The organism is Piscinibacter gummiphilus, assembly GCF_002116905.1.
In the GTDB taxonomy this organism is placed as follows: Bacteria; Pseudomonadota; Gammaproteobacteria; order Burkholderiales; family Burkholderiaceae_C; genus Rhizobacter; species Rhizobacter gummiphilus.
The window spans coordinates 1,559,233-1,585,215 of the sequence record NZ_CP015118.1; the positions used below are offsets into that span (position 1 = coordinate 1,559,233).

Genomic DNA, 25,983 nt, shown 5'->3' on the forward strand with positions numbered 1-25,983 from the left:
AACCGCTGTTCGCAAGGAGCGGCGGTCACCCCTCCGTCACGTACTCCGGATGCCGCCGCCGCACCTCGTCGATGCGGGCAAGGGTGCCTGAGAGGTGATCGTTCAACGCGGCACGCGCGGCCTCCGGATCCCGCGCCGCGATCGCATCGACGATGCCCTCGTGGTCCTTCACCACCGCGAGCGTCTTCCCCTCCACCGGCAGGTGCAGGTGCCTCAGCCGGTCGATGTGCCCGCTGACCCGCCGCACCAGGTCCCACAGCTCCGACACCCCTGCCGCCTCGTACATCTGCTGGTGGAAGGCCTGGTCGAGCTTCAGGAATTTCGGGTAGTCCTTCAGGTCGCAGACCTTGCGCTGCGACTCGATGGTGGCGCGCAGGTGCGCGACGAGTTCGGCGTCGCCCTGTTCGGCCAGCACCCGCACCACCTCCAGTTCCACCGACCGGCGCAGGAAGTGCGCCTGCGTGGCCGACTTCAGGTTGATGCGGCTCACGAGCGTGGCGTGTTGCGGGAAGATGTCGACGAGGCCTTCCTCGCCCAGCTTCATCAGCGCGTCGCGCACCGGGGTCTGGCTCAGGCCGTAGCGGCTCGCGAGTTCGGTGCGGGACAGCACCGTGGCCGGCGCGAGTTCGAGCGTGACGATCATCTCGCGCAGGCGCTCGAACACCTGCGGCGCGGCATGGCGCGAGCGGTCGAGGGCGTCGGGTTCTTTCGTTCTCATGGGTTGATTGTAGGGAGCATTTTCCCTAGTGACGCACTAATGTATTAGTGCTTTACTTGCGGCCAGCCCCCGGATTTCCCGCATCCGGACGAACAGAAAGCCCCCATGCCCCGTGACGTCACCCTCACCCGGGTCCGCGTGACCCCCATCGCGTTCCGCGACGGCCCGCTGCTCAATGCCGCGGGCATCCACGAGCCCTGGGCGCTGCGCGCCATCGTCGAGCTGGAGACCAGCGACGGCCGCGTCGGCATCTCCGAAACCTACGGCGACGAGCCGATGCTGCGGGTGCTGGCCGAGGCGCAGGGGCTGGTGCTCGGGTTGTCCCCGTTCGACCTCAACACGATGGAGGAGCGCGTGCGCGCCGCCATCCATCCGGTCGCCGGTGCGGTGGAGTTCGAACTGGCGCCCGGCTCGCACAGCGCGAAGAACGCGGCGAAGGTGGCCAGCACCTTCGAGGTGGCGATGCTGGACCTGCAGGGGCAGATGCTCGGCGCGCCCATCGTCGACCTGCTCGGCGGGCGCGTGCGCGACACCGTGCCGTACAGCGCCTACCTCTTCTTCAAGCACGCCGAACACATCGAGCGCCCCTACGCGCCCGACGCGTGGGGCGAGGGCCTGTCGCCCGAGCAGGTCGTGGCCCAGGCCCGCCGCATGATCTCGCTCTACGGCTTTCGCAGCATCAAGCTCAAGGGCGGCGTGTTCGAACCTGCCCACGAGATCGCCTGCATGCGCGCGCTGCACGCCGCGTTCCCCGGTGTGCCGCTGCGGCTCGACCCCAACGCGAACTGGTCCCTCGCGACGAGCATCGCGGCGGCCGAACAACTCGACGACGTGCTGGAGTACTACGAGGACCCGTGCCCCGGCCTCGCGGGCATGGCGGAACTCGCCCGCCACACGAAGTTGCCGCTCGCGACCAACATGGTGATCACCACGCTCGACGACTTCCGCAAGGGCGCCGACACCGGGGCCGTGAAGGTGCTGCTGTCCGACCACCACTACTGGGGCGGCCTGCGCGTGACGCAGACCCTCGCCCGCATGTGCCGCCTGTGGGACCTGGGCCTGTCGATGCATTCGAACTCGCACCTGGGCATCAGCCTGATGGCGATGACCCACGTGGCCGCCGCCGTGCCGAACCTCACCTACGCCTGCGACACGCACTACCCGTGGCAGGAAGAAGAGGTGATCGCCGGCGGCCGCGTGCCGTTCGAGGACGGCGCGGTGCGCGTGCCCACGACGCCGGGGCTTGGCGTGACGCTGGACCGCGAGCGCCTTGCCGAACTCCACGAGCAATACCGTCGCTGCGGCGTGCGCAACCGCGACGACCTGAGCCAGATGCGCAAGTACGACCCCGGGTTCACCGGCCGGCAGCCCCGGTTCTGAACGCCGTGCCCGACGCCTTCCCCCACCGGAGACCTTCGATGAAAACCCTGCTCCTGCCGATCCTGCTGGCCGCCGCCTGTGGCGCCCAGGCCGCCGAGTTCCGCTCGGCCGACGTCCACAACAGCGACGACTACCCCACCGTCGCCGCGGTGCGGTACATGAGCGAGCAGCTCGACAAGCGCAGCAGCGGCCGCTACAAGATCAAGGTCTTCAACAAGAGCGCGCTCGGCAACGAGAAGGAAACGCTCGATCAGGTGAAGATCGGCGCGCTCGAGATGAACCGCGTGAACATCAGCACGCTGAACGCCATCTGTCCGAAGAGCCTCGTGCCCACCATGCCGTTCCTCTTCGACTCCACCGCGCACATGCGCAAGAAGCTCGATGGCCCCATCGGCGAGGAGATCCTCAAGGGCTGCGAGTCGCAGGGCCTCGTGGGCCTCGCGTTCTACGACAGCGGCTCGCGCTCCATCTACGCGAAGAAGCCGGTGCGCAGCCTGGCCGACGCGAAGGGCCTGAAGATCCGCGTGCAGCCGTCCGACCTGTGGGTGGCCGTGGCCGCCGCGATGGGCGCCAACGCCACGCCGATGCCCACCGGCGAGGTCTACACCGCGCTGAAGACGGGCCTGATCGACGCGGCCGAGAACAACGTGCCGTCGTACGAGGGCTTCAAGCACTACGAGGCCGTGAAGGTCTACTCGCGCACCGAACACTCGATGGCGCCCGAGGTGCTGCTGATCTCGAAGGCGGTGTTCGACCGCATGTCCGCGGCCGACCAGGAACTCTTCCGGTCCACCGCCAAGGCCTCGGTGCAGTTCCAGCGCCAGAAGTGGGACGAGCAGGAGGCCAAGGCGCTCGACATCGTGCGCAAGTCCGGCTCGCAGTTCGTGGACGACGTCGACAAGGCCGCGTTCAAGGCGGCCATGGCGCCGGTGTACGCGAAGTTCATCACGACGCCCGACCTGCAGCGGCTCGTGAAGGCCGTGCAGGAGTCCAAGTGATCGTGGACGCGACCGACTCGGCGGCGCTGTCGCCGGTCGCGCCGGCCATCGACGCGGGCCCGGCGCGGCCCGCGGCGGACCACCCGTACAACCGCCTGTGCGCGCGGTTGAGCAAGGCGTGCCTCGTGCTGGCCGTCCTCGGGCTCGGCGGCATCATCCTGAGCGTGCAGGCCCAGGTGATCGGGCGCTACGTCTTCAACGACACGCCCACGTGGACCGAGGCGCTCGCGCTGCAGTTGGTGCTGTACGTCACCGCGTTCGGCGTGGCGGTGGGCGTGCGCGACGCGGGCCACATCGGGCTCGAATCGCTCGTGACCCTGTTGCCCGACCGCTGGCGCCTGCGCGTCGAGGTGCTCATCCACGCGCTGGTGGGCCTCTTCGGCGGCATCCTGGTGCACAGCAGCTGGCTGTGGACGCGCCTCAAGTGGGGCGAACTCGACCCGATGCTCGGCATGCCCGTGGGCATCGACTACCTGTCGCTCGTGATCGCTGGGACGCTTGTCGTGATGTTCTCGATCGAACACATCCTCGCGCTGCTGCGCGGCGAGGACATCGTCCCTGCGTGGCACTGAAAGACTCCATGGAACTGGCCGTTCTCTCGCTGAGCTTCCTCCTGCTGCTGGTGATCGGCGTGCCGGTCGCCTTCTCGATCGGCCTCGCGTCGGTCGCCACCGTGCTCTACGCCGGCGTGCCGGTGCCCGTCGTCGTGCAGAAGATGGTGGGGGGCATGCAGGTGTTCTCGTTCCTCGCGATCCCGTTCTTCGTCTTCGCGGGCGAGCTGATGCTGTACGGCGGCATCGCCGACCGCATCGTGCGCTTCGCCAACGCCCTCGTGGGCCACGTGCGCGGCGGCCTCGGCATGAGCAATGTGGTGGGCTGCACACTGTTCGGCGGCGTGGCGGGCTCGGCGCTGGCCGACGTGTCCGCGATGGGGTCCGTGATGATCCCGCTGATGAAGAAGGAGGGGTACGACGCCGACTACGCCGTCAACGTCACCACCCACTCGGCGCTGGTGGGCGTGCTGATGCCCACCTCGCACAACCTGATCATCTTCACGCTGGCCACCACCGGCATCGCGTCGGTGAGCGTGCTGAGCCTGATCCTCGCGGCCATCGTCCCGGCGCTGCTGCTGACGTTGTGCAACCTGGGCGCGGCGTACTACGTGGCGGTCAAGCGCGGCTACGCGACCCGTGGCGCCTTCCCCGGCTGGGGCGAGGTGCTGCGCGCGTTCCTCGGGGCGCTGCCCGGCCTGCTGATCGTCGTGATCATCCTGGTGGGCATCCTGTCCGGCGTGTTCACAGCCACCGAGTCCGCGGCCACCGCGGTGTTCTGGGCACTGCTGGTCACCGCCATCGTGTACCGCTCGCTGGACTGGCCGCACTTCCTGAAGGCCTGCGCGAAGGCGTGCAAGACCACCGGCGTGGTGCTGCTGCTGATCGGCATCTCGTCCGCCTTCGGCTACTTCATGGCGCTGTACGAGGTGCCGCAGAAGACCGGCGCGCTGATGCAGATGGTGTCGGACAACCCGCTCGTGATCTTCTTCCTGATCAACCTGCTGCTGTTCCTGCTGGGCACCTTCCTCGACATGGCGGCGACCATCCTCGTGTGCACGCCGATCTTCCTGCCCATCGCGATGCACTACGGCATGGACCCGGCCCAGTTCGGCATCGTGATGCTGATCAACTGCGCGCTCGGGCTGAACACGCCGCCCGTCGGGGTGACGCAGTTCGTGGGCTGCGCCATCGGAGGCATCTCGGTGGGGCAGGTCATGAAGTCCATCCTGCCGTTCTACAGCGCCCTCGGCCTGTGCCTGATGCTCGTCACCTACGTGCCGGCGTTCTCGCTGTGGCTGCCCTCGCTCTTCAAGTGACCCCTCTTTCCAGGAGCCGACGATGAGACCCAATCGCCTTCGTGAACTCTGGCGCACCGGCGGTGCCGCCGTGAACGGCTGGCTCGCCATTCCCAACAGCTTTTCGGCCGAGACCATGGCCCACCAGGGCTGGGACTCGCTGACCATCGACCTGCAACACGGCATGGTCGACTACGCCACGATGGTGCCGATGCTGCAGGCCATCTCCACCACCCCCACGGTACCGGTGGTGCGCGTGCCGTGGCTCGAGGCCGGCATCCTGATGAAGGTGCTGGACGCGGGCGCCTACGGCGTGATCTGCCCGATGGTCAACACGCGCGAGGACGCGCAGCGCCTCGTCGCGTACACCCACTACGCGCCGCGCGGCACGCGCAGCTTCGGGCCGGTGCGCGCGTCGCTGTACGGCGGGCCCGACTACGCGGCGCACGCGAACGACACCATCGTCACGTTCGCGATGATCGAGACCGCGGCGGCGCTGGATCACCTCGACGACATCCTGTCCGTCGAGGGGCTGGATGCCATCTACGTGGGCCCGTCCGACCTGTCGCTCGCGCTCGGCTGCCGCCCGGTGTTCGACGACGTGGACCCGAAGGCGGCCGAGGCCATCGACCACATCCTCGCGCGGGCGAAACACCACGGCGTGGTGGCCGGCATCCACAACGGCACCACCGAGGCGGCGCTCGCGCGCATCGCCAAGGGGTTCCAGTTCGTCACGGTGGGGTCGGACGCGCGGCTGATGGCGGCGGGGGCGCGGCAGGTGGTGGATCGGATGCAGGCGGGGCTGGGGCGCTGAAAGAAGTCCGGAGAACGGCGGCGAGGCAGAAGAACAGTGCGCGCTGGGCCGACAGTGGCGCAAGCGACTCGATCGGCGCGTGCAGACGAGATCGATGACGAAACCCGAATCATCGTCACCCCGGCGAACGCCGGGGCCCGTTGCAGCACAATGAGCCCGGGCGAGGTGTCTCGGGGCTGTACCTCGCCGTGGACATTCCGGCAAGGGCGATGCATGAACCTCTTCGGGTGGGGCAAGAAGGACAAGCGCGTGACCTTCCAGCAGGATCCGGTCGGGTTCCTGCTGCAGGACGCCGACGACCAGATCGAGATCTGTCGGCAGGCCATCGGACCGAACCGGGAGGGCCGGCAGTTCGCCCTCATGGCCCGGAACGTCCGCACCGTCTTGGGATGCGTTCTCGAGCGGGTCGCCTTGCAGGCGCGGGCGCCGGATGGGCGCGGGACGGTCCGTGCGGAACTCGAGCGGTGCCGGCCGTACATCGCCCTCCTGATCGCGGCGGTGGAACTCCGCGCGAGTGACCGGAGCGCGACCGATCCCTTTGTGCTCGCCAGCACATTCACCCCGGCTATCCTCGCCGCGATGCTGCTGGGCGACTGGCCCCTCGCCGACCAGGTGTCGAAGGCCTCCTGCAGCGCGGCCGTGAGGGAGGAGGGCGGAGAGGCCGACAGCGGAGGCGTGCACGACGAGGAGGCGAGGATGGCCGCCGCGGCGGTCACCGACGATGGCATCGCCCTCGGTCGGCTGCGAGCGCGGTTCGCGCGGGACCGGGTCTCGGATCCCTACTTCCTGCGGCACTTCCACCACGACGTGGCCATGGACCTGATCGTGCACCGCGACGAGGCCGGGTTCGCGAAGGAGATGGCGGCCCACGAAAGCCGCTTCCTCGCCCGGGCGGCCGACCCGTCCACGAAACAGCGCCCGCTGCTGGACGCCTGCTTCGACGAGAACCGCCTCGTCATCGACGTCTGGGCCGTCGCACTGTGCCTCCTCGCGCGCCACCGTGGCATGGTGGTCGACGTGAACACGGAGTGTCTGCCGCTGGACCTGTTCGGCGCCGGTTGACCGTTGGCCTCGGGCTCAAGCCGGAGCCGCGGGCGGCGGGGGCACGGTGCCCACCGACTCCACCGGCTGCGACACCAGCATCGTCGGCGGCTTGCCCAACGACAACCCCGCCTCCCGCAACCGTTCCAGCACGTCGAACAGCAGGTCGCTGCGCACGCCGTAGGCTGCACGCGGTGAACTGACGAAGCCGCTGGCGTTGAACACGAGGTTCGTGCCGTCGATGCCGTCGAGCTGCACGTTCGGCGCGGGCGAGGGCAGTACACCGGGGTGGGACTGGAAGGCCGTCAGCAGCACCTCGCGCGCCTTCTGCGTGTCGGTCGACAGCGGCATCGGCAGCTTGATCTGCACCATGCCCAGCGGGTCGGTGTAGGTGACGTTGCGCACGATCTTCGTGATGAACTCGGAGTTCGGCACGATGACGGTCGAGCGGTCGCCCATCTGGATCTCGGTGGCGCGCACGTTGATGCGGCGGATGTCGCCCTCGACGCCCGACAGCGACACCCAGTCGCCCACCTTCACCGGCCGCTCGGCGAGCAGGATCAGGCCGGACACGAAGTTCTGCACCACCGCCTGCAGGCCGAAGCCGATGCCCACCGACAGCGCGCTGGCCACCCACGCCACGCGTTCGAGGCCCACGCCGACGGCCGACATCGCGAGCGCGATCACGGCCACCGCACCCGCGTAGCCGAACAGCGTGGTCACCGACAGGCGCATGCCCGCGTCCATGCGGGTGGTGGGCATGTAGCGCTTGCCCAGCCAGTCCTTCAGCATCCGAACCGCGATGAACCCGACGACGAGGACCAGCACGCCCTGCAGCAGCGCGGCGGGCTTGATGCTGATCTCGCCGATGCTCAGCCCGTCGTTGAGGTGGTCGGCCCGGCGCAGCAGTTCGAGCGGGCCTTCGCCGTACGGGGCGAGCAGCAGGACCAGCGCGAAGAGCCCGATCACGATGCGGCTCATGCCCGACAGCAGCACGGCGGTCTGCTCGCGCGTGCGCGGTGGCGCGGCCGAGCCCTCGGCCGGCTGGCCGTGCGGGGACTCGGTGGGCGCGAGCAGGGTCATGAAGAGGTCGTCGACCAGCACGGCCAGCAGGTAGGCCGTGGCCAGGACGATGAGGCCCCACACGAGCTGGTTGACCACGAAGGTGCCCAGCGCGACGTGGCCCGACAGCAGCGCGATCACCGCGGCGCCCAGCACGATCCAGGCGACCGTGCGTACCGTCTGCATCCACAGCGGCGGGGAGGGCTCGGGCGGTGCGTCGGATGCGGCGGCCTCGGCCGGGCGCGGGCGGACGCGCCGCAGGGCGACGGCCAGGAACAGGATGAAGGTCAGCGAGGCGAGCGCATGGATGCCCGACGAGGCCATTGCGCCCGGGCCCACCGCGACCACGAGGCGCGTGGTGAACCCGGCCAGCACGATCAGCGCACCGAAGGCCAGCGGGAACCAGCGCAGGCGGCTGGCCGTGCGGTCCGGGATCGGCGGCAGCCGCCACGAGGGTTTGCCGGACGACAGCAGGGCGATGCCCAGGCCCGCGGTGAAACCGCCGAACCACACGATGGCCTCCATGCCGGAGACCAGCCGGGCGTCCGCCATGGTCAACGTGTCGCCGGACTCCAGCGCGAGGGCGATCACGTGGGCGGCGAGGCCCGGCGCCAACGTCCACGCGGCCACGACGCCCACGGCATGCAGCGACCGCCGCAGGCGGCCGGCCGGCACGCGGGTGGCGCTGAGGTGCAGCAGCAGCCGCTGGCACGCGACGCCCAGCCCCAGCAGCACCGCGACCGCGGCGGCGACGGCCAGCCAGCGGCCCGCCGGCACGGACCCCAGCGCCCCGGACAGGCTGGTGCGCCAGCGCTCGAACCGCCGCAACTCGGCCGGCAGGTCGTCGCCCAGTTCCTTCCAGAACGTGGGCCCGAGGATCGCGGGCGACCGTTCGCCCAGCTTCGCACTGAACTGGGACCGGCGCAGCGCCGTGGCGGTCGCCGCCGCCTGCTCGGCTTCTACCGCGAGCAGCCGCGCCAGCTTGATCTGCGAGTCGAGCGTGGACACCTGCCGCATCAGCTGCGCCCGGTGCGCGGCGATGTCCGGCGATTCCTTCACCCCGTCGGCCGGCGTGCCCAGTTCGGCGAGCCGGGCCTTCACGTCGGCGAGTTCCGGTGCGAAGGCCGTGGCCGCATTGTTCGCCTGCGTCTGCACCGACTCCACCCGCTTGCCGAGGGCCTGCATGCCGGCGTCGTCCAGCGTCTCGACCTGGATGCTGCGGATGGCCTCCATCTCCTTGCGGGCGGTGTCCAGCAACACCGCGGGTTCGGGCGGTGGGGGCGCCTGCGCGAACCCGGGGGCGGGCAGCGCGAGCAGCACGCACCACGCGATCAGCCAGGCGCGGACGAACGACAGGCCGGTGCGGCGCACCGGGCGGGGAGGTGTCGTGGGCGGGAGCATCGGGCGATCGTACCCCCGTCACCGGGTGGGTCAGCGCGGCGTCTTCGGCCGCCCGTGCCAGAAGGGCTCTGCCTTGCCGGCACGCCGAAGGGCCTTGGCCGCGACGTGCGCCGACACCGGCTGGCGCGCCGTGAGCCAGCCCACCGCGAACCAGGCCTCGGGGTGGCGGGGGGCCCGGGCGCGGAAGTGGTCGAGGGCCGTGGCCTCGTCGTTGTGTTCACCCAGCGCGTCCTGCGCGGGCTTCAGCGCATCGAAGTACGCGGACACCTTCGCCCCCCGGTAGGCCGGCGCGATGAACTCCGCGAGGTAGCGCAGGCGCTTGAGCCGCTTGCGGACCGCGTGCTGTTCCTCGGCGGGCATCTCCGCGAAACGTGTCGCGCTCTTGCGGACCTGGCGGTGCAGCTTGTCCAGGCGCACGCCCACCGCGTCGAGGGTGTCGCCGTCGAAGGCGTCGGCGTCCGGGCCGGGCGGCTCCACGGTGAAGAGGCTCAAGGCCTTCAGCGCTTGCTGCAGAGGACGGGCGCGCGCCAGCGATGCGGGGGAGGGCGACCGGGCACCCACCGCGTCCGCCTCGAGCCCGGGTGCCCCGGCCCGCCACAGTGCCTGCCCGGTCTTCGATGCGAGCAGCGTCTGGTCGCGGTGTTTGCCCAGTTCGCGGAAGGTGTGGGCCAGCACCGGCTCCCAGCCGGGGTCGAGCCGCGCATTGAACTCCGGCAGCTCGCGCAGCGCGGTGCGCAGGCGGCGCAGCCCGACGCGCAGCTGGTGCACGTGCTCGGGGTCCTGGCTGCCGGCCGACAGTTCGCGGGCGTTGCGCAGGACCGGGTCGAGGCAGGCCGCGACGGCCTGCTGGACGAAGCGCCGGGGATCCGCCGGCACGGGGGTGTCTGTCATGGTGGGGAACTCCTGGACCACACACGGGCCACCTTAACGGATTCCGTGCGGAGGCAACGAACGATTCCGGCGTCTCCCTTCCATCGTTCCGCGCATGAGCACGTGCCGGAATGTCAGTTGGTGCGGCGCGGTCCTCGCCTTAACGTGGCACCCATCGACTGCTTCACCAGGATCCCATGCGCCAACTGCTCCCCCTCCTCTCCGTGCTCGCCGCCTTCGCCGTGCCTGTCGCGGCCTCCGCGCAGGACACCCTGCGCGTCGCCGCGTCCCCCGTGCCCCACGCCGAGATCCTCGAGTTCGTGAAGCCGAAGCTCAAGGCCCAGGGTGTGGACCTCGAGGTCAAGGTGTTCACCGACTACGTGCAGCCCAACATCGCCGTGGCCGACAAGCTCGTCGACGCGAACTTCTTCCAGCACCAACCGTACCTCGATGCGTTCAACCGCGACCGCAAGACGAGCATCGTGGCCGTGCCCGATGGCCTGGTCCACGTCGAACCGTTCGGCGCCTACTCGAAGAAGATCCAGCGCGTGGCCGACCTGCCGGTAGGCGCCACCATCGCGATCCCGAACGACCCGTCCAACACGGGCCGTGCGCTCGTGCTGCTGCAGAAGCAGGGCCTGATCAAGCTGAAGGATCCGTCGAAGATCCTGTCGACCGCGCGCGACATCGCCGAGAACCCGAAGAAGCTCGTCTTCCGCGAACTGGAGGCCGCGCAGCTGCCGCGTGCACTGCCCGACGTCGACCTGGCGCTGATCAACACGAACTACGCGCTGGAGGCCAAGCTCGTGCCCACGCGCGACGCGCTGTTCATCGAGGGCGCCGACTCGCCGTACGCGAACCTGCTGGCCGCACGCAACGACAACGCGGCCAGCCCGGCGTTGAAGAAGCTGATCGCGGTGCTGCACACGCCGGAGGTGAAGAAGTTCATCGAGGAGAAGTACAAGGGCGCGGTCGTTCCCGCGTTCTGACACGGGCGGCCGGGGGGCGGACGGGGTAAGCTCCCGCCCCCATGTTCTTCCTTTACCCCTGGCGATGAGCCTCGCCGACCTGCGCGCGGCGATCGACGCCGAACTCGCGGCCACGCCCGAGTTCTACGATTTCAAGGTGCTGCGTTCCGAACGGGACGGTGTGCTCTGGCGCGTGACGCTGGAGCCCGGCTACGTCTACGCGGAAGGCCAGCGGCCCGGCCAGGCGTCGGCCCAGGCCCTGCTCGACGACAGCCTCGACGGTGCGTCCGCCTGGTGGGGGTCGCCCGCCCGCGGCGGCGCCAGCGTGCTCGCCGTGGTGCCCGAGGACGACCAGCTGGTGCTGCAGAACGCGAGCGGCCCGCCGCCGGGGCCCGACTTCCTCATCCGCCTGTACCCCACGCGGTTCCTGAACGCCGTGGCCGAGGCCTGGTGGGACACCGCGTGGGCCGAACGCGCCTGGGCGTGTCTCCCCGACCTGGCGGCGCCGCAAGCGGTGGCCGGTGGCCCGACGCTCACCGGCGCCCCGTTCCGCTGGCTGCGTCCCGCCCAGCGCGCGGCGCTGTCCCTCGTCGACCACGGCAGCGCGTTCCTGTGGGGCCCGCCCGGCACGGGCAAGACCACCACGCTGGGCGTGCTGCTGGCCGAATACCTCGACACCCGGCCCGCGGCGCGGGTGCTGCTGCTGTCCACCACCAACCAGGCGGTGGACCTGGCCACCATCGCCGTCGACAAGGCGCTGGAGAAGGGCCGCCGCGAGCATTGCCGCGGCGCCGTGCGCCGCCTCGGCGCCCGCTTCCATGCGGCCGCCTATGCCGGCCGGGAGCACCTGATCCCCGGGGACGACGGCGGGGTCATCACACGGCTCGCCCGGGCCGAGGCCGCGCGGCCGTCGCCCCGTGACACGGCGGCGCTCAAGCTGTGGTCCGACCGGGTGGCCGCGCTGCGCGACGAGCTGCGCGCCGCGTCGCTGGCGGTGCTGCAGCAGTGCCGGCTGGCCAGCATGACGACCACGCGTGCCGCCTTCACGCTGAAGACGCTGCGGCAGCTCGCCCCCGACGGCGAACCGCCGTTCGACCTCGTGGTGTTCGACGAAGCGAGCCAGGTGAGCCTCGCGCATGCGCTCGTGCTGATGCCGCTCGGCCGGGCGTGCCTGTTCGCGGGCGACCCGTTGCAGCTGTCGCCGGTGCAGCGGTCCCCCGACCGCCTCGCGCGCCGCTGGCTCGGCCGCTCGGCGTTCGCCGAGAAGCCGGTGCGCGGGCCTTCGGTGGTGTTGCTCGACGAGCAGTCGCGCATGGCCGCGCCCATCAGCGACCTCGTGAGCGACCTGTTCTACGACGGCGCGCTGCGCGTGGCCACCGATGCGCTGGCATCGCCCGCGTGGACGGCGGCGCGCCGCCGCGCCTTCGCCGGCATCGATGCCGACACACCGGTGTCCGTGCAACGCATGAAGCGCGACGGAGCCTGGTCGGCCACCGAACGCGGGCCGGTGCGGCGCGAGTCGGCGGACGCCATCGCCGACGCCGTGGCCACCGCGCTGGAGAGCGGCGAGTGGTCGCCCGACGAGGTGATCGTGCTCACGCCGTTCCGTGCGCAGCGGGCGCTGATCCGCCAGCGGCTGCGCGCGCGGGGCGTGCCCGAGTCGGTGAAGGTCAGCACCGTGCACCGCGCGCAGGGCAGCGAGGCGCCGGTCGTGCTGTTCGACCCGGCCGACGGCACCCAGCCCTTCCTGCAGACCGAGGAGGCACGTCGCCTCGTCAACGTGGCGCTCAGCCGCGCGCAGGCCAAGGTGGTGGTCTACCTGTCGGCGGGCGATGCCACGAACCCGCTGCTCGCGCCCATCGTGCAGCGGCTGCGGCTCGCCGGCGACACCCGGGAGGCCGTGCCGCTGCTCGATCTGGCGCGCGACGCCGGCTTCCCGGCGAACGCCGTGGGCCGACGCGTGGTGGCGGGTCGGCTCGTGGGCGAGGCGGACGCCGTGAGCCCGGATGGGCAGCAGCTCTGGGTCGTCAACGAACGGTCGGGCGCGCGCGTGGCGATCGACGTGGCGTTCTGGCGGGCGCGGGCGGTGGACCCGGCCGCGAGATAATCCGCAGTCGCCCCGATCCCGGGGCCTTGCAGGACATCGCCATGACCATCGGCCAGCATCCGCGGGTTGTCGAACCCAACGAGGAAACTCCCCAGGCCACCCGCCTCGACGACGTGCGGATCCGTGAGATCCGCCCGCTCATCTCCGCCGCACTGCTGCAGTACGACCTGCCGGCCGATGCCGCCACGCAGGCCTTCGTCGAACGCAGCCGCACCGCCATCGCCGACGTGCTGCACGGGCGCGACGACCGCCTGCTGGTCGTCGTGGGGCCGTGCTCCATCCACGACCGCGAGCAGGCGCTCGAATACGCAGACCGCCTACGCGCGTTCGCCGACCGCGTCGGCGAGGACCTGCTGCTCGTGATGCGCGTGTACTTCGAGAAGCCACGCACCACCGTCGGCTGGAAGGGCTACATCAACGACCCGCGGCTCGACGGCAGCTTCCGCATCAACGAGGGCCTGCGGCTCGCGCGCGAACTGCTGCTCGACATCGCCCGCAAGGGTCTGCCCAGCGCCACCGAGTTCCTCGACCTGCTGAGCCCGCAGTACATCGCGGACCTCGTCAGCTGGGGCGCCATCGGCGCGCGCACCACCGAAAGCCCGAGCCACCGCCAGCTGGCGTCCGGCCTGAGCTGCGTGGTGGGCTTCAAGAACGGCACCGACGGCAGCATGCAGGTGGCCACCGACGCACTCGTCGCGTCCCGTTCACCGCATTCGTTCATGGGCATGACCAAGATGGGGCAGGCCGCCATCTTCGACACCGCGGGCAACGAGGACGCCCACGTCATCCTGCGGGGCGGCTCGAAGGGACCGAACTACAGCGCGGCCGACGTCGACGCGGCGTGTGTGTCGCTGAAGAAGGCGGGTGTGATCGAACGTGTGATGATCGACTGCTCGCACGCCAACTCGGCGAAGCAGTACGCCCGGCAGATCGAGGTCGCGGACGACATCGCCGGACGCCTGGCCGCCGGCGAACGCCGCGTGATGGGCCTGATGATCGAGAGCCACCTCGAGGAAGGCCAGCAGGCGTTGAAGCCGGGCGTGCCGCTCGCGCGGGGTGTGTCCATCACCGACGGCTGCATCGGCTGGGCACAGACCGAACCGCTGCTGCTCCGCCTGGCCGAGGCCGTGCGCCAGCGCCGCCAGTCCACCTGACCTTCGGAGACTCCCTTGAAGTTCCAAATGGCGAAGAACTCGCTCTTCGCGATCCTGCTGCGTTCGCCGTGGTGGATCAGCCTCGTCGTCGCGGGGGCGTTCATGGCCGTGGGCCTGGGCCTGCTGCCGGACCCGTTCCGCATTCCCGTCGCACTGACGAGCCTGCCGTTCCTCGTGATCGCGGTCATCGCGCTGCGCCGCCAGTGGGATCGTCCCGGCGCGGCCCGCATCGAGCAGACGCGGCAGGCGGTGTCCGCGATGGCGTGGCCGGCGTTCTCGGCCCTGCTGGAGCAGTCGTTCGTGCGCGACGGCTACGCGGTGCAGCGCCGGCAGGCCGACGCGTACGACTTCGAACTGGAACGCCGCGGGCGCCGCATGCTGGTGAGCGCACGGCGCTGGAAGTCGGCGCGCACCGGGCTGGAAGCCCTGAAGGCACTGCACACCGCACGCGACCAGAACGAGGTCGAGGACGCGCTCTACATCGGCCTCGGGGTCCTCAGCGACAACGCCGTGCCGTACGCCACCGAACAGCGCGTGTCGGTCTGGCAGGCGCCGGAACTCGCGTACGCGCTGCGCGGCCTGCCGCTCACAAAGTCCTGACCAGTTCCGGCACCGCGGCGAACAGGTCGGCCTCCAGGCCGTAGTCGGCCACGCTGAAGATCGGCGCTTCGGGGTCCTTGTTGATCGCGACGATCACCTTGGAGTCCTTCATGCCGGCCAGGTGCTGGATGGCCCCGGAGATGCCGGCCGCGATGTAGAGCTGCGGCGCGACGATCTTGCCGGTCTGGCCCACCTGCCAGTCGTTCGGGGCATAGCCCGCGTCGACCGCGGCGCGGCTCGCGCCGAGTGCGGCGCCGAGCTTGTCGGCCAGCGGGGTCAGCACTTCGTTGAACTGGGTCGCGCTGCCGAGCGCTCGGCCACCGGACACGATGATCTTCGCGGCGGTCAGTTCGGGGCGGTCGTTCCTGGCGATCTCGCTGCCCACGAAGCTCGACTTGCCGCTGTCGGCCGTGGCCGTGGCGGCCTCGACGGCGGCGCTGCCACCCGTGGCGGCCGCGGCATCGAAGCCCGTCGAACGCACGGTGATCACCTTGACCTTGTCGCTGCTCTGCACGGTGGCGATGGCGTTGCCGGCGTAGATCAGGCGCTCGAACGTGTCGGGGCTCACCACCTTCGTGATGTCGCTCACCTGGCCGACGTCGAGCAGGGCCGCAACGCGCGGAGCGACGTTCTTGCCCGAGGCCGTGGCCGGGAAGACGATGTGGCTGTACGAACCGGCCAGCGCGATGACTTGCGCGGCGACGTTTTCGGCGAGGCCGTGCTCGAAGCCGGCGGCGTCGGCGTGGATCACCTTGGCCACGCCGGCGATCTGCGATGCGGCCTTGGCGGCGTCGGCGGCGTTCGAGCCGGCGACCAGGACGTGCACGTCACCACCCAGCTGGGCGGCGGCGGTCACGGTGTTCAGGGTGGCGCCCTTGATGGATTGGTTGTCGTGTTCGGCGATGACGAGTGCGGTCATGTTCTTGTGCTCCTGGGATCAGAGGACCTTGGCGGTGTTCTTCAGCTTGTCGACCAGCGTGGCGACATCCGGCACCTTGATGCCAGCCGACCGCTTCGGCGGCTCGCTGACCTTCAGCGTCTTGATGCGCGGGGCCACGTCCACCCCCAGGTCGGACGGCTTCACCACTTCCAGCGGCTTCTTCTTCGCCTTCATGATGTTCGGCAGCGTCACGTAGCGCGGCTCGTTCAGGCGCAGGTCGGTCGTCACGACCGCCGGCAGCGTGAGCTTGAGCGTCTCCAGACCCCCGTCGACTTCACGCGTGACCGAGGCACCATCGGCAGCCAGTTCCACCTTGCTGGCGAACGTCGCCTGCGGCAGGCCCGCGAGCGCCGCCAGCATCTGGCCCGTCTGGTTGTTGTCGTCGTCGATGGCCTGCTTGCCCAGGATCACGAGCGACGGCTGTTCCTTGTCCACCAGCGCCTTGAGCAGCTTGGCCACGGCCAGCGGCTGCAGCTCGTCCGTGCTCTCGACCAGGATGGCGCGGTCGGCACCGATGGCCATCGCCGTGCGCAGGGTTTCCTGCGCTTGCGTGGGGCCGCACGAGACGGCGATCACTTCCGTGACCACACCCTTCTCCTTCAGCCGCACCGCCTCTTCGACGGCGATCTCGTCGAACGGGTTCATGCTCATCTTCACGTTCAAGAGGTCCACCCCCGTGCCGTCGCTCTTCACGCGAACCTTCACGTTGTAGTCCACCACCCGTTTCACCGCGACCAGAACCTTCACCACACACCTCCTTGTTGCATTGCATCAAGTGTGGGTGGGGCGCGGCTGTCCGGGGATCGTCGTTTCTGACGATTCACAAGGTGCGGGCGAGCACCGACACTGCCTCATCCCCAGAAGGTGAACTGCATGGTGCTGAACGAGAAAGACGCGGCCTTCCGCGACGAGGTGAGGGCGTTCCTGGCCACGGGCCTGAGCGACGAACTGCGGGTGGCGGGCCGCCGCTGCTCCGGCATCTTCTCCGACTACCCCGAGGGCATCCGCTGGCTGCGCTGCCTCGCGCAGCGCGGGTGGAGCGTGCCGCACTGGCCCGTCGAACACGGCGGCACCGGCTGGACGCCGATGCAGCACTACCTGTTCGCCGCCGAACTCGCCGCGGCGGACGCACCGCCGCTCGCGCCCATGGGCACGCACATGGTGGGCCCGGTCATCATCGCGTTCGGCACGCCGGAGCAGCAGCAGCGCTGGCTGCCGGGCATCCGCTCCGGCGAGGACTACTGGGCCCAGGGCTACTCCGAACCGGGCGCCGGCTCCGACCTCGCGGGCCTGCAGTGCAAGGCGGTGCGCGACGGCGACGAGTACGTCATCAACGGCACGAAGATCTGGACCACGCACGCGCAGTACGCGAACAAGATGTTCTGCCTGGTGCGCACCGCGAGCGGCGGCAAGCCGCAGCAGGGCATCAGTTTCCTGTGCTTCGACCTGCAGCGGCCGGGCATCACGGTGCGGCCCATCATCAGCATCTCGGGCGACCACGAGCTGAACCAGGTGTTCTTCGACGATGTGCGCGTGCCTGCGTCGAGCCTGCTCGGCGACGAGAACACGGGCTGGACCATCGCCAAGTACCTGCTGCAGCACGAACGCGGCGGCGCCTGGGCGCCGAACCTGCGCGCGCGGCTCAAGCGCCTGCGCCTTGCGCTGGCCGAGGCCTTCGGGGACCGTCACGGCCCCGAGCGCCATGACCTCGCGATGAAACTCGCCGATGCGGAATGCCGCATCGACGCGGTGCAGGCCCTCGAGATGAAGGCGCTGGAAGCCCATGCGCGTGGCGAGGCCCCCGGCATCCGCCCGTCGATCGGCAAGCTGCTGGGCACCGAGACGCGGCAGCGCCTGACCGAGATCGGCATCGAGATCGGCGGCCTGTATGCCACCGCGCGTGTGCCCATGGAGCTGTGCGAGAGCGACCCGCTCGGCGTGCCCGAGAGCGCCGCGTTCGGCATGAGCGCGTACCTGAACGACCGCGCCGCCTCCATCTACGCCGGCACGAACGAAGTGCAGCGCAACCTGATCGCCGCCCACCTGCTGGCCGGTTGAGGAACCCCATCCCATGACCTCCGGATTCGCTCTGAACGACACCCAGGCGATGCTGCGCGACAGCCTCGCGCGTTTCCTCAGCGAGCAGTACGACGTGGAGATCCGCGCCCGGACGCTCGCAGCCGCCGACCACCAGCCGCCGCTGTGGCGCGCCTTCGCGCACCAGCTGGGCCTGCTGGGCGCGGCGCTGCCCGAGTCCGTGGGCGGGCTCGGCGGCGGCCTCGTCGACCACCTCGTCATCATGGAAGTGCTGGGCGAACACCTCGCCGCCGAGCCCTACCTGTCCACCGGCGTGGTGGGGGGCGGGTTGCTGTCGCGCACGCCCGGGGCCACGGCGCAGCGGCTGCTCTCGCGCATCGTCGACGGCGACGCGGTGATCGCGCTGGCCGCCGGCGAGCCGCATTCCCGGCACGAACTCGACGACCTGCGTTCGACCGTCACGCGCGACGGCGACGGCTGGCGACTCGACGGCCGCAAGGCCGTGGTGCACTGCGCCCCGTGGGCCACCGACCTGCTGGCCGTGGCGCGCGACGACGCGGGTGGCCTCGCGCTGCTCGTGGTGCCGGTGGAGACCCTGGGCGTGCGCCGCCGCGACTACCGCACGCTCGACGGCGGCCGCGCGAGCGAGGTGGTGTTCGACCACGTGAAGCTGCCGGCCGAGAGCCACCTCGGCGAGGCCGGCGCGCTGCTGGAGCAGGTGCTCGACGAGGCCACGCTGGCGGTGTGCGCCGAGGCGGGCGGCGTGCTGTCGCGCCTGGTCGCCGACACCGTCGCGTACGTGAAACAGCGCCGCCAGTTCGGCGTGCCCATCGCGAGCTTCCAGGTGCTGCAGCATCGCCTGGCCGACATGTCCGTCGCGCTGGAGCAGGCCACGGCGATCACCGCGACGGCGGCCACCGCATTCCGCGGGTCGGCCGCCGCACGCGCGCGGGCCGTGTCGTCGGCCAAGGTCACCGTGGCGCGCGCCTGCCGCACCGTGGGCCAGGGCGCGGTGCAGCTGCACGGCGGCATGGGCATGACCGAGGAACTGGCGGTGGGCCACTACTTCCGCCGCGCCACGCAGATCGAGCTGCAGTTCGGATCCATCGACCACCACCTCCGCCGCATCGACCGCCTGTCGGCGCAGGCGGCATGATCCGGACGCCCGTCATCGTCGGGGTCGGTGAGATCACCCACCGCGAGAAGGACCCTGCGCTCGGTCTCGAACCGCTGGTGCTGATGGCGCAGGCGCTGCGCGCCGCGGCAACCGACGCGGGCATCGCCGCCACGGCCGTCGATTCGCTCGACGTGGTGTGCGAACACTCGTGGCCCTACGACGACGTGTGCGGGCGACTGTCCGCGTGGCTGGAGATGATGCCGCGCCATCGGGCCTACGCGCCGGCCGGGGGCGAATCGCCGGTGCGGCTGATCCACGAGGCGGCGCTGCGCATCGCGCGGGGCGAGTCCGACGTCGCCGTGGTGGTGGGTGCCGAGGCGGGGCACACGGTGGCCGCCGCGCGCAAGGTGCGCCTCGCGCTGCCGTGGACCCCGCGCGACCCGAACGCGCGCCTGCTCAAGGGCTCCGACCTGTGCCACCCGGTGGCGGTGGCCCACGGCGTGACCACCCCCACCACGGTGTACCCGTTCTACGAAAACGCGACCCTCGCGGCCTGGGGCCAGACCCCGCGCGAGGCGATGGCCGATGCGGCGGCACTCTGGTCGCGTTGCTCCGAGGTGGCCGAACAGAACCCGCACGCGTGGAGCCGCCAGCGGTTCTCGCCCGACGACGTCGCGACCCCCAGCGACCGCAACCGGCTGATCGCGTGGCCCTACACGCTGCGCCAGGTGGCGAACCCGTTGGTCAACATGGGGGCAGCGGTGCTGCTGACCCACGCGGCGCACGCCCGTGCCCTGGGCATCCCGGAGCACCGCATGGTGCCGGTGCTGGGCGGCGCCCGCGCGAACGAGGCGCGCGATTTCCTGGCCCGCCCCGACTACCGCGGCTCCACCGCGCAGGACGCGGTGCTGTCCGCGTTGATGGAACGGGCCGGCCCCTTCGACCTGCAGGAGCTCTACAGCTGTTTCCCCGTCGTGCCGAAGATGGCGCGGCGCACGCTGCGGCTCGACCCTGCCGCGCCCACCACCGCCACCGGCGGCCTGAGCTTCTTCGGCGCGCCGCTGAACAACTACATGACCCACGCTGCCGCGGCGCTGGTGCGTGCACTGCGCGAGCGGCCCGGCCAGCGCGCGCTGCTGTACGGGCAGGGCGAGTACGTGACCAAGCACCACGCGCTGGTGCTCGGGCGGGGCACGCCGTTCCTCGACGACGAACCCGCGGCGCAGCAGGCCGCCGACGCGACGCGCGGACCGGCGCCCGACCTCGTGCTCGACCACGTGGGCGACGCGGTGCTGGAGACCTTCACCGTCGTGTACGACCGCGACGGCCACCCCGAGGCGGGGGTCGTGATCGCCCTCACGCCGGGCGGCCAGCGCCTGATGGCGCGGGTGCCGCCCGACGACTCCGCCACCCTCGCCACGCTGACCGGCCTCGACCGCAGCCCCGTGGGGCGCCGCGGCCGCACCGCCCCGGCTCCCGATTCCCTGTTGCGCTGGACCTTCGAACCATGACCCCTGATCCCGTGGTGACCCTGGAAAAACTCCCGGGCCACGTCGTCCGCATCACGCTGAACCGCCCCGCCGCCCGCAACGCCGTCGACGGCGACGTGGCCGAGCGGCTCGACGCCCTCGTGGCCGAGACCGAGGCCGACCCCGACACCTGGGTCGTCGTGCTGACCGGTGCCGGCCCCGATGCGTTCTGCGCGGGCGCCGACCTGAAGGCCATTGCCGCGGGCCATGGCCGCCGGCTGCGCACCGCGCGCGGCGGCTTCGCCGGGTTCGTGGACGCGCCCCGCGCGAAGCCGTGGATCGCGGCCGTGAACGGCGCGGCACTGGCGGGCGGCGCCGAGATCGCGCTCGCGTGCGACCTCGTCGTGGCGGCCGACCACGCGGTGTTCGGCCTGCCCGAGGTGCAACGCGGGTTGATCGCCGGCGCGGGCGGCCTGTACCGCCTGCCGCGGGCGCTGCCGCGCCACCTCGCGCTGGAACTGATCGCCACCGGCGACCCGCTCGACGCCCAGCGTGCCCACCGCCACGGCCTTGTGAACCGCCTGGTGCCGAAGGAAAATGTGCAGGACGCGGCCCTCGAGCTCGCGGCACGCATCGCGCGCAACGCGCCGCTCGCCGTGCGCGAGAGCCTCGCCATCGCCCGCCGGGCCCACGAACTCGATGACGAGGCGCTTCGCCAACTGAGCGCGAAAGGCCTCGCGGCCGTGGCCGCCACGGAGGACTTCAAGGAAGGCCCGCGCGCCTTCATCGAGAAGCGCGCGCCGAACTGGGCGGGACGCTGACCATGGACTTTTCGCTCACCTCGCGGCAGCTCGACCTGCAGCAGCGCACCCGCCGGTTCATCGCCGACGTGGTGATCCCGTACGAACACGACCCGCGCCACACGCCGCACGGCCCCGGGCCCACGCTGCGCGCCGAACTCGTCCAGCATGCGCGCAGCGCCGGGCTGCTCACGCCGCACGGTCCGGTGGACCTCGGCGGCCTCGGCCTCTCCCACGCCGACAAGGCCGTGGTGTTCGAGGAGGCCGGCTACTCGCCGCTCGGTCCCACCGCGATGAACATCCACGCGCCGGACGAAGGCAACGTGCACCTGCTCGACGTGGTGGCCACGCCCGCGCAGCGCGCCCGCTGGCTCGCGCCGCTGGTCGCGGGCGACGTGCGCTCGTGCTTCTGCATGACCGAGCCGCCTCCGGGCGCGGGCTCCGACCCGGGCATGCTGCGCACCACCGCGCGGCGTGACGGCGACCACTTCGTCATCGACGGGATCAAGCAGCACATCACCGGTGCGGTGGGCGCGGGCTTCGCGATCATCATGGCGCGGGCGGAGGAAGGCGCCACGATGTTCCTCGCCGACATGGACCAGCCCGGCATCACCATCGAACGCCAGATCGACGCACTCGACAGCTGCTTCACCGGCGGCCATGCCATCGTGCGCTTCGACGGGCTGCGCGTGCCCGCGAGCGACGTGCTGGGCGAGGTGGGCCAGGGCCTGCGCTACGCCCAGGTGCGCCTGGCACCGGCACGGCTGACGCATTGCATGCGCTGGCTGGGCGCGGCCCGCCGTGCGCACGACACCGCCTGCGCGTACGCCCGCGACCGCGAGGCCTTCGGCCAGCCGCTGGCCGCGCACGAGGGCGTGGGGTTCCAGCTGGCCGACAACGAGATGGACCTGCACGTCGCCCGCCTCACGGTGTGGCACTGCGCCTGGGTGCTCGACCAGGGGCATCACGGCGGGCACGAGTCCAGCCTCGCGAAGGTGATCTGTTCCGAGGCCGAGTGGCGCGTGGTCGACCGCTGCGTGCAGGTGCTGGGCGGCACGGGTGTGACCGACCTCAGCATCGTCTCCCGCATCTTCGCCGACATGCGCGCCTTCCGCATCTACGACGGCCCGAGCGAGGTGCACCGCTGGCGCATCGGCCGGTCCATCGCGAAGGGTCCGCGATGAGGACGGACCTCTCCGGCCGCCTGGCGCTCGTGACTGGCGCGTCGAGCGGCCTCGGCCGGCACTTCGCCGCCACGCTCGCCGCGGCCGGCGTCCACGTGCTGCTGGCCGCGCGCCGGCTCGACCGGCTGGAGACCGATGTCGCCGCGTTGGCGGCGACGGGTGCACGCGCCGGTGCCGTGGAACTCGACGTGACCGATGCTGCGTCGGTCACCCGTGCGTTCGACCGCATCGAGACCGCCTGGGGCGTGCCCGACATCGTCGTGAACAACGCGGGCGTGGCGGTGTCCCGGCCGGCGCTCGGACAGGACGAGGCCGCGTGGGACCAGGTGGTCGACACGAACCTCAAGGGCGCCTGGCTCGTCGCCACCGAGGCGGCGCGGAGGCTGGTGGCCGCGAAGCGCGGGGGGAGTGTCGTCAACGTCGCGTCCATCCTGGGCGAACGCGTGGGCAAGGCCGTGGCGCCGTACTGCGCGTCGAAGGCGGGGCTGCTGCACCTCACGAAGGCGCTCGCGCTCGAATGGGCCGAACACGGCATCCGCGTCAATGCGCTCGCGCCGGGCTACATCGCCACCGACCTGAACCGCGACTTCCTCGCGAGCGAGGCGGGGCAGCGGCTGATGGCACGGGTGCCGCAGCGGCGGTTCGGGCGGCCCGAGGACCTCGACGGACCGTTGCTGCTGCTGGTGTCCGACGCGGGGGCGTACATGACCGGGTCGGTGATCGCGGTGGATGGGGGACACCTCGTCAGCTCGCTCTGATCACCGGATCACCGCCAGCCTCCTCGCCGCCGCCACCGCCTGCATCCGGCTGTGCGCATTGAGCTTCAGGTTGATGCTGCGCAGGTGCGTGCGCACCGTGCTGTCCGACACCTCCAGCTTCTCCGCCATCGCCCCGTTCGAATAGCCCTCGGCCAGCAGCTGCAGCACGCGGATCTCCTGGCGCGTGAGGGTCGCGAGCGAGTCGTCGGGCGCGGCCGGTCCGTCGGCGGTCGGCGAGGGTGCCCCGAGTGCCGTCGTGAGCCGCTGCAGGTAGTCGCCGAAGATCGGGTCGCTGCGGCCCGGAGCTTCGCCGATCGCGGTCGACAGCCGCCACAGCAGTGGTGACAGCGCCGGCCCTTCGTCGATCACGAGGCGCATGAACCCTTCCGGGCACGCGTCGCGCAGCGCGCCATCGAGCGTCGCCACCGCACCGGCGATGTCGGCCGCGCGGTGCTGGGCCATGGCCTTCAGCACCCGCAGCTTCAGCGACCGCCGGTGGCGCGACGACGCGCGGGCCTCCGCCAGTTCGACGTCGATGCGCGCGAGCGCGGCCGCGGGGTCGCCGAACGCGATTTCCCAGCGCACGCGGCCCACCGCCAGGTCTTCCAGGTCGTGCGACGGCAGCCGCTGCGCGCGCACGCGCTCCCAGAGTCCGGGCGTGTCGGCCTTGTCCATCGCCTCGCGCGACGCGAGCGCGTGGCCCTGCATCAGCAGCAGCCGGCCGCGTTCGAGGCGCGCCGACGCGATCACGCGCGGCAGCTGGCGGTGGTGGCCCAGGTACTCCAGTTCCGAGAGTACCTGGCGGGCGGTGTCGATGTCGCCGCGGTCGAACGCGATGCGCGAGCGCAGCACGTGGCTCAGGATCAGGTGGTCGGGCAACGCGACGTCGCGCACCAGCGGCTGGTAGACGTTGAGGAGGTGCCGGGCCGCGTCGAGCTGCCCCGACTCGTACACCGTGCTCGCGTGCAGCACCCCCGCCCACGCGTTGCCGTGGGCGTGCGGGAAGACGCCGGCCCGGGCCTCGCCCGCGGCCATGCGGAAGCGTGCGGCGGCCTGGCGCAGGCGGCCCTCGTGCAGGTCGAGGATGCCTTCCATCGACTCGGTGTACGGGCGCGTGAACGCCGTGGTGTGCGAGGTGCCGCGCGCGGCCTCCAGCAGCCGGTGCGAGCCGCCGGGGTCGCCGCGCACGGACAGCACGTGGGCCATCGTGTTGTGCAGCACGATGTCGACGAGGGGGCGGCAGGTGGGCAGGCGCTGCAGCGCCGGCAGGCCCGTGGCGAGGGCCTCGCCGTAGGCGTCCATCATCGCGTGCAGCAGCGGCAGCAGTGCCCCCACGTGCGCGCGCACCGCGGGGTGCGTGTCCTGCTCCAGGCCGCCGTGCTGCAGGCGTTCCATCGCGATGGCGGGGCCGCGCGTGAAGCAGTCGGACCACACGCCGGCCACCTGCAGCAGGCGGTGGGCGTCCACCAGGTCCGGGGGCAGGGCGCCGATCCACCGCGCGAGCAGCCGCATGCGGCCCTGCTCGATGAAGCTCTCCGCGTGCTGCACGAGCAGCCCCGCGGCGTGTGGCATGTCGCCGCCCTCGATCGCATGTTCGATCGCGGGTACCACACGCTGCCGCGCCTCGTACCAGCCCGAGGCGGCGAGGTGCAGCCGCGCGGTCCACGTGGGGTGTTCGCTCGCGAGGCGCGCGCGCAGGAAGTCGGCGAAGAGGCTGTGGTAGCGCCACGTGCGCTCCTCGCCGGGCAGTGCGGTGACGAAGAGGTTGTCGGCCTCGAGCCGCTCCAGCAGCCACGCGCTCTCGGCGCCGGGCACCAGCGTGTCGCACAGCGACACGTCGAGCCGGTGCAGGATGCTCGTGCGCAGCAGGAACTGGCGCGTGGCCTCGGGCTGCTGTGCGAGCACGGCCTCCGCCAGGTAGGCGGCCACGGTGCGGTTCGAGCCCGAGAAGCGGGCGATGAAATCGCCGCCCGGCGGCTGCCGCTGCAGGGCGACCGCGGCGAGCGCGAGCGCGGCCACCCAGCCCTCGGTCTTGTGGTGCAGCTGCACGACGGCCTCGGGCGACAGCGGCAGGTGGGGCCGCAGCTGGAAGTAGCGTTCGGTGTCGGCGAGCGTGAAGCGCAGGTCCTCGGTGTCGATGTCGAGCAGCTGGCCGCGCGCGCGCAGGCGGCCGAGCCCGAGGTCGGGCCGCGTGCGCACGCCGATCACGATGCGGCCGCCCGCGGGCAGGTGGTCGATCAGCTCGCGCACCAGCGCGATCACGGCGCGGTCCTGGATGCGTTCGAAGTCGTCGAGGAACAGCACGTAGGGCGACGGATGGGTCGCGAGGCGCCGCATCAGCTCGGCGGGTGCGGGCGGCTGCGGCGCGTCGGGCGCGAGCCGCGCGACGGCCTCGCCCAGCCGGTGCACGAACCGCGCGGCGTCGTTGTCGGCCGCATCGAGGCCGAACCACGCGGTGGCGGTGCCATGGGCCTCGAGGCGTTCGCGCATCTGGCCCATCGTCGTGGTCTTGCCGAAACCCGCGGGGGCGCGCACGACGATCACCCGCGCCGACGTGGCGGCACAGGCGTGCTGGCACAGCGCATCCCGCGGCACCTGCGGGCTGGGCGGGGCGGTGCGCACGGCGCGCGGGGCAACGGCTTCGTTCATCTCGGCACCTTTCTGGTTCGGTCCGATCGTGCGACGGCCACGCGCGCCGCGCACCGTCGTTTCCGAC

At 71.3% G+C, this 25,983-nt stretch carries 22 protein-coding genes; 16 read left to right on the forward strand and 6 right to left on the reverse strand.

Going from position 1 to position 25,983, the window contains the following annotated elements:
* Positions 1 to 25 precede the first annotated feature (25 nt).
* Entirely contained in the window at positions 26 to 718 is a 693-nt protein-coding gene (locus A4W93_RS07045; protein WP_085749939.1) for a GntR family transcriptional regulator, read from the reverse strand.
* 105 nt (positions 719 to 823) lie between these two features.
* On the opposite strand from A4W93_RS07045, the gene A4W93_RS07050 reads away from it, so the two are divergent.
* The 6 genes from A4W93_RS07050 to A4W93_RS29555 all read left to right on the forward strand — a co-directional run bounded on the left by A4W93_RS07050 (position 824) and on the right by A4W93_RS29555 (position 6,821).
* Entirely contained in the window at positions 824 to 2,098 is a 1,275-nt protein-coding gene (locus A4W93_RS07050; RefSeq protein ID WP_085749940.1) for a glucarate dehydratase family protein, read from the forward strand.
* Between the two features lie 38 nt (positions 2,099 to 2,136).
* On the forward strand, positions 2,137 to 3,096 hold the full coding sequence (locus A4W93_RS07055; protein ID WP_085749941.1) for a TRAP transporter substrate-binding protein: 960 nt from the start codon (positions 2,137 to 2,139) through the stop codon (positions 3,094 to 3,096).
* Between the two features lie 2 nt (positions 3,097 to 3,098).
* The gene (locus tag A4W93_RS07060) at positions 3,099 to 3,668 is read left to right on the forward strand and encodes a TRAP transporter small permease (RefSeq protein ID WP_320409215.1); all 570 of its coding nucleotides are present in this window, start codon (positions 3,099 to 3,101) and stop codon (positions 3,666 to 3,668) included.
* 8 nt (positions 3,669 to 3,676) lie between these two features.
* Positions 3,677 to 4,966 carry a TRAP transporter large permease gene (locus A4W93_RS07065; RefSeq protein WP_085749942.1) on the forward strand — a complete coding sequence of 430 codons (1,290 nt, stop codon included), beginning with the start codon at positions 3,677 to 3,679 and terminating at the stop codon, positions 4,964 to 4,966.
* A 22-nt stretch (positions 4,967 to 4,988) separates the two neighbouring features.
* A complete protein-coding gene (locus A4W93_RS07070; protein ID WP_085749943.1) occupies positions 4,989 to 5,759 on the forward strand; it encodes an HpcH/HpaI aldolase family protein in 771 nt (256 codons plus the stop codon).
* A 213-nt stretch (positions 5,760 to 5,972) separates the two neighbouring features.
* Positions 5,973 to 6,821 carry a hypothetical protein gene (locus A4W93_RS29555; RefSeq protein ID WP_099959869.1) on the forward strand — a complete coding sequence of 283 codons (849 nt, stop codon included), beginning with the start codon at positions 5,973 to 5,975 and terminating at the stop codon, positions 6,819 to 6,821.
* A 15-nt stretch (positions 6,822 to 6,836) separates the two neighbouring features.
* On the opposite strand, the gene A4W93_RS07085 is transcribed toward A4W93_RS29555, so the two are convergent.
* Both A4W93_RS07085 and A4W93_RS07090 read right to left on the reverse strand, forming a co-directional pair.
* Positions 6,837 to 9,263 carry a DUF3772 domain-containing protein gene (locus A4W93_RS07085; protein ID WP_085749946.1) on the reverse strand — a complete coding sequence of 809 codons (2,427 nt, stop codon included), beginning with the start codon at positions 9,261 to 9,263 and terminating at the stop codon, positions 6,837 to 6,839.
* A 30-nt stretch (positions 9,264 to 9,293) separates the two neighbouring features.
* Positions 9,294 to 10,154 carry a CHAD domain-containing protein gene (locus A4W93_RS07090; RefSeq protein WP_085749947.1) on the reverse strand — a complete coding sequence of 287 codons (861 nt, stop codon included), beginning with the start codon at positions 10,152 to 10,154 and terminating at the stop codon, positions 9,294 to 9,296.
* A 176-nt stretch (positions 10,155 to 10,330) separates the two neighbouring features.
* On the opposite strand from A4W93_RS07090, the gene A4W93_RS07095 reads away from it, so the two are divergent.
* From A4W93_RS07095 to A4W93_RS07110, 4 genes are all read left to right on the forward strand, one after another.
* Complete coding sequence (locus A4W93_RS07095; RefSeq protein ID WP_085749948.1) at positions 10,331 to 11,122, forward strand: MetQ/NlpA family ABC transporter substrate-binding protein; 792 nt, start codon at positions 10,331 to 10,333, stop codon at positions 11,120 to 11,122.
* 64 nt (positions 11,123 to 11,186) lie between these two features.
* Entirely contained in the window at positions 11,187 to 13,208 is a 2,022-nt protein-coding gene (locus A4W93_RS07100; protein ID WP_085749949.1) for a DEAD/DEAH box helicase, read from the forward strand.
* Positions 13,209 to 13,249: 41 nt separating this feature from the next.
* Positions 13,250 to 14,362 carry a 3-deoxy-7-phosphoheptulonate synthase gene (locus A4W93_RS07105; RefSeq protein WP_085754068.1) on the forward strand — a complete coding sequence of 371 codons (1,113 nt, stop codon included), beginning with the start codon at positions 13,250 to 13,252 and terminating at the stop codon, positions 14,360 to 14,362.
* A 27-nt stretch (positions 14,363 to 14,389) separates the two neighbouring features.
* The gene (locus A4W93_RS07110; protein WP_085749950.1) at positions 14,390 to 14,962 is read left to right on the forward strand and encodes a restriction endonuclease; all 573 of its coding nucleotides are present in this window, start codon (positions 14,390 to 14,392) and stop codon (positions 14,960 to 14,962) included.
* Here the strand turns inward: A4W93_RS07110 and A4W93_RS07115 are convergent.
* Both A4W93_RS07115 and A4W93_RS07120 read right to left on the reverse strand, forming a co-directional pair.
* The gene (locus A4W93_RS07115) at positions 14,949 to 15,881 is read right to left on the reverse strand and encodes an electron transfer flavoprotein subunit alpha/FixB family protein (RefSeq protein ID WP_085749951.1); all 933 of its coding nucleotides are present in this window, start codon (positions 15,879 to 15,881) and stop codon (positions 14,949 to 14,951) included. The two genes, A4W93_RS07110 and A4W93_RS07115, sit on opposite strands and share 14 nt — an antisense overlap.
* An 18-nt stretch (positions 15,882 to 15,899) precedes the next feature.
* The gene (locus A4W93_RS07120; RefSeq protein WP_085754069.1) at positions 15,900 to 16,649 is read right to left on the reverse strand and encodes an electron transfer flavoprotein subunit beta/FixA family protein; all 750 of its coding nucleotides are present in this window, start codon (positions 16,647 to 16,649) and stop codon (positions 15,900 to 15,902) included.
* Positions 16,650 to 16,775: 126 nt separating this feature from the next.
* On the opposite strand from A4W93_RS07120, the gene A4W93_RS07125 reads away from it, so the two are divergent.
* Genes A4W93_RS07125 through A4W93_RS07150 form a run of 6 tightly spaced genes read left to right on the forward strand, consistent with a single transcriptional unit; the run spans position 16,776 to position 23,267 of the window.
* A complete protein-coding gene (locus tag A4W93_RS07125) occupies positions 16,776 to 17,960 on the forward strand; it encodes an acyl-CoA dehydrogenase family protein (RefSeq protein ID WP_085749952.1) in 1,185 nt (394 codons plus the stop codon).
* A gap of 13 nt (positions 17,961 to 17,973) precedes the next feature.
* Complete coding sequence (locus tag A4W93_RS07130; RefSeq protein WP_085749953.1) at positions 17,974 to 19,095, forward strand: acyl-CoA dehydrogenase family protein; 1,122 nt, start codon at positions 17,974 to 17,976, stop codon at positions 19,093 to 19,095.
* Positions 19,092 to 20,567, forward strand: a complete 1,476-nt coding sequence (locus A4W93_RS07135) for a hypothetical protein (protein ID WP_085749954.1) — start codon at positions 19,092 to 19,094, stop codon at positions 20,565 to 20,567. The genes A4W93_RS07130 and A4W93_RS07135 overlap by 4 nt, the downstream gene beginning before the upstream one ends.
* On the forward strand, positions 20,564 to 21,346 hold the full coding sequence (locus tag A4W93_RS07140) for an enoyl-CoA hydratase-related protein (RefSeq protein ID WP_085749955.1): 783 nt from the start codon (positions 20,564 to 20,566) through the stop codon (positions 21,344 to 21,346). The genes A4W93_RS07135 and A4W93_RS07140 overlap by 4 nt, the downstream gene beginning before the upstream one ends.
* A 2-nt stretch (positions 21,347 to 21,348) precedes the next feature.
* Entirely contained in the window at positions 21,349 to 22,509 is a 1,161-nt protein-coding gene (locus tag A4W93_RS07145) for an acyl-CoA dehydrogenase family protein (protein ID WP_085749956.1), read from the forward strand.
* The gene (locus tag A4W93_RS07150) at positions 22,506 to 23,267 is read left to right on the forward strand and encodes an SDR family NAD(P)-dependent oxidoreductase (protein ID WP_085749957.1); all 762 of its coding nucleotides are present in this window, start codon (positions 22,506 to 22,508) and stop codon (positions 23,265 to 23,267) included. Before A4W93_RS07145 ends, A4W93_RS07150 begins: the two co-directional genes overlap by 4 nt.
* Here the strand turns inward: A4W93_RS07150 and A4W93_RS07155 are convergent, their stop codons facing one another.
* Entirely contained in the window at positions 23,268 to 25,916 is a 2,649-nt protein-coding gene (locus A4W93_RS07155) for a winged helix-turn-helix domain-containing protein (protein ID WP_085749958.1), read from the reverse strand.
* Positions 25,917 to 25,983 lie beyond the last annotated feature (67 nt).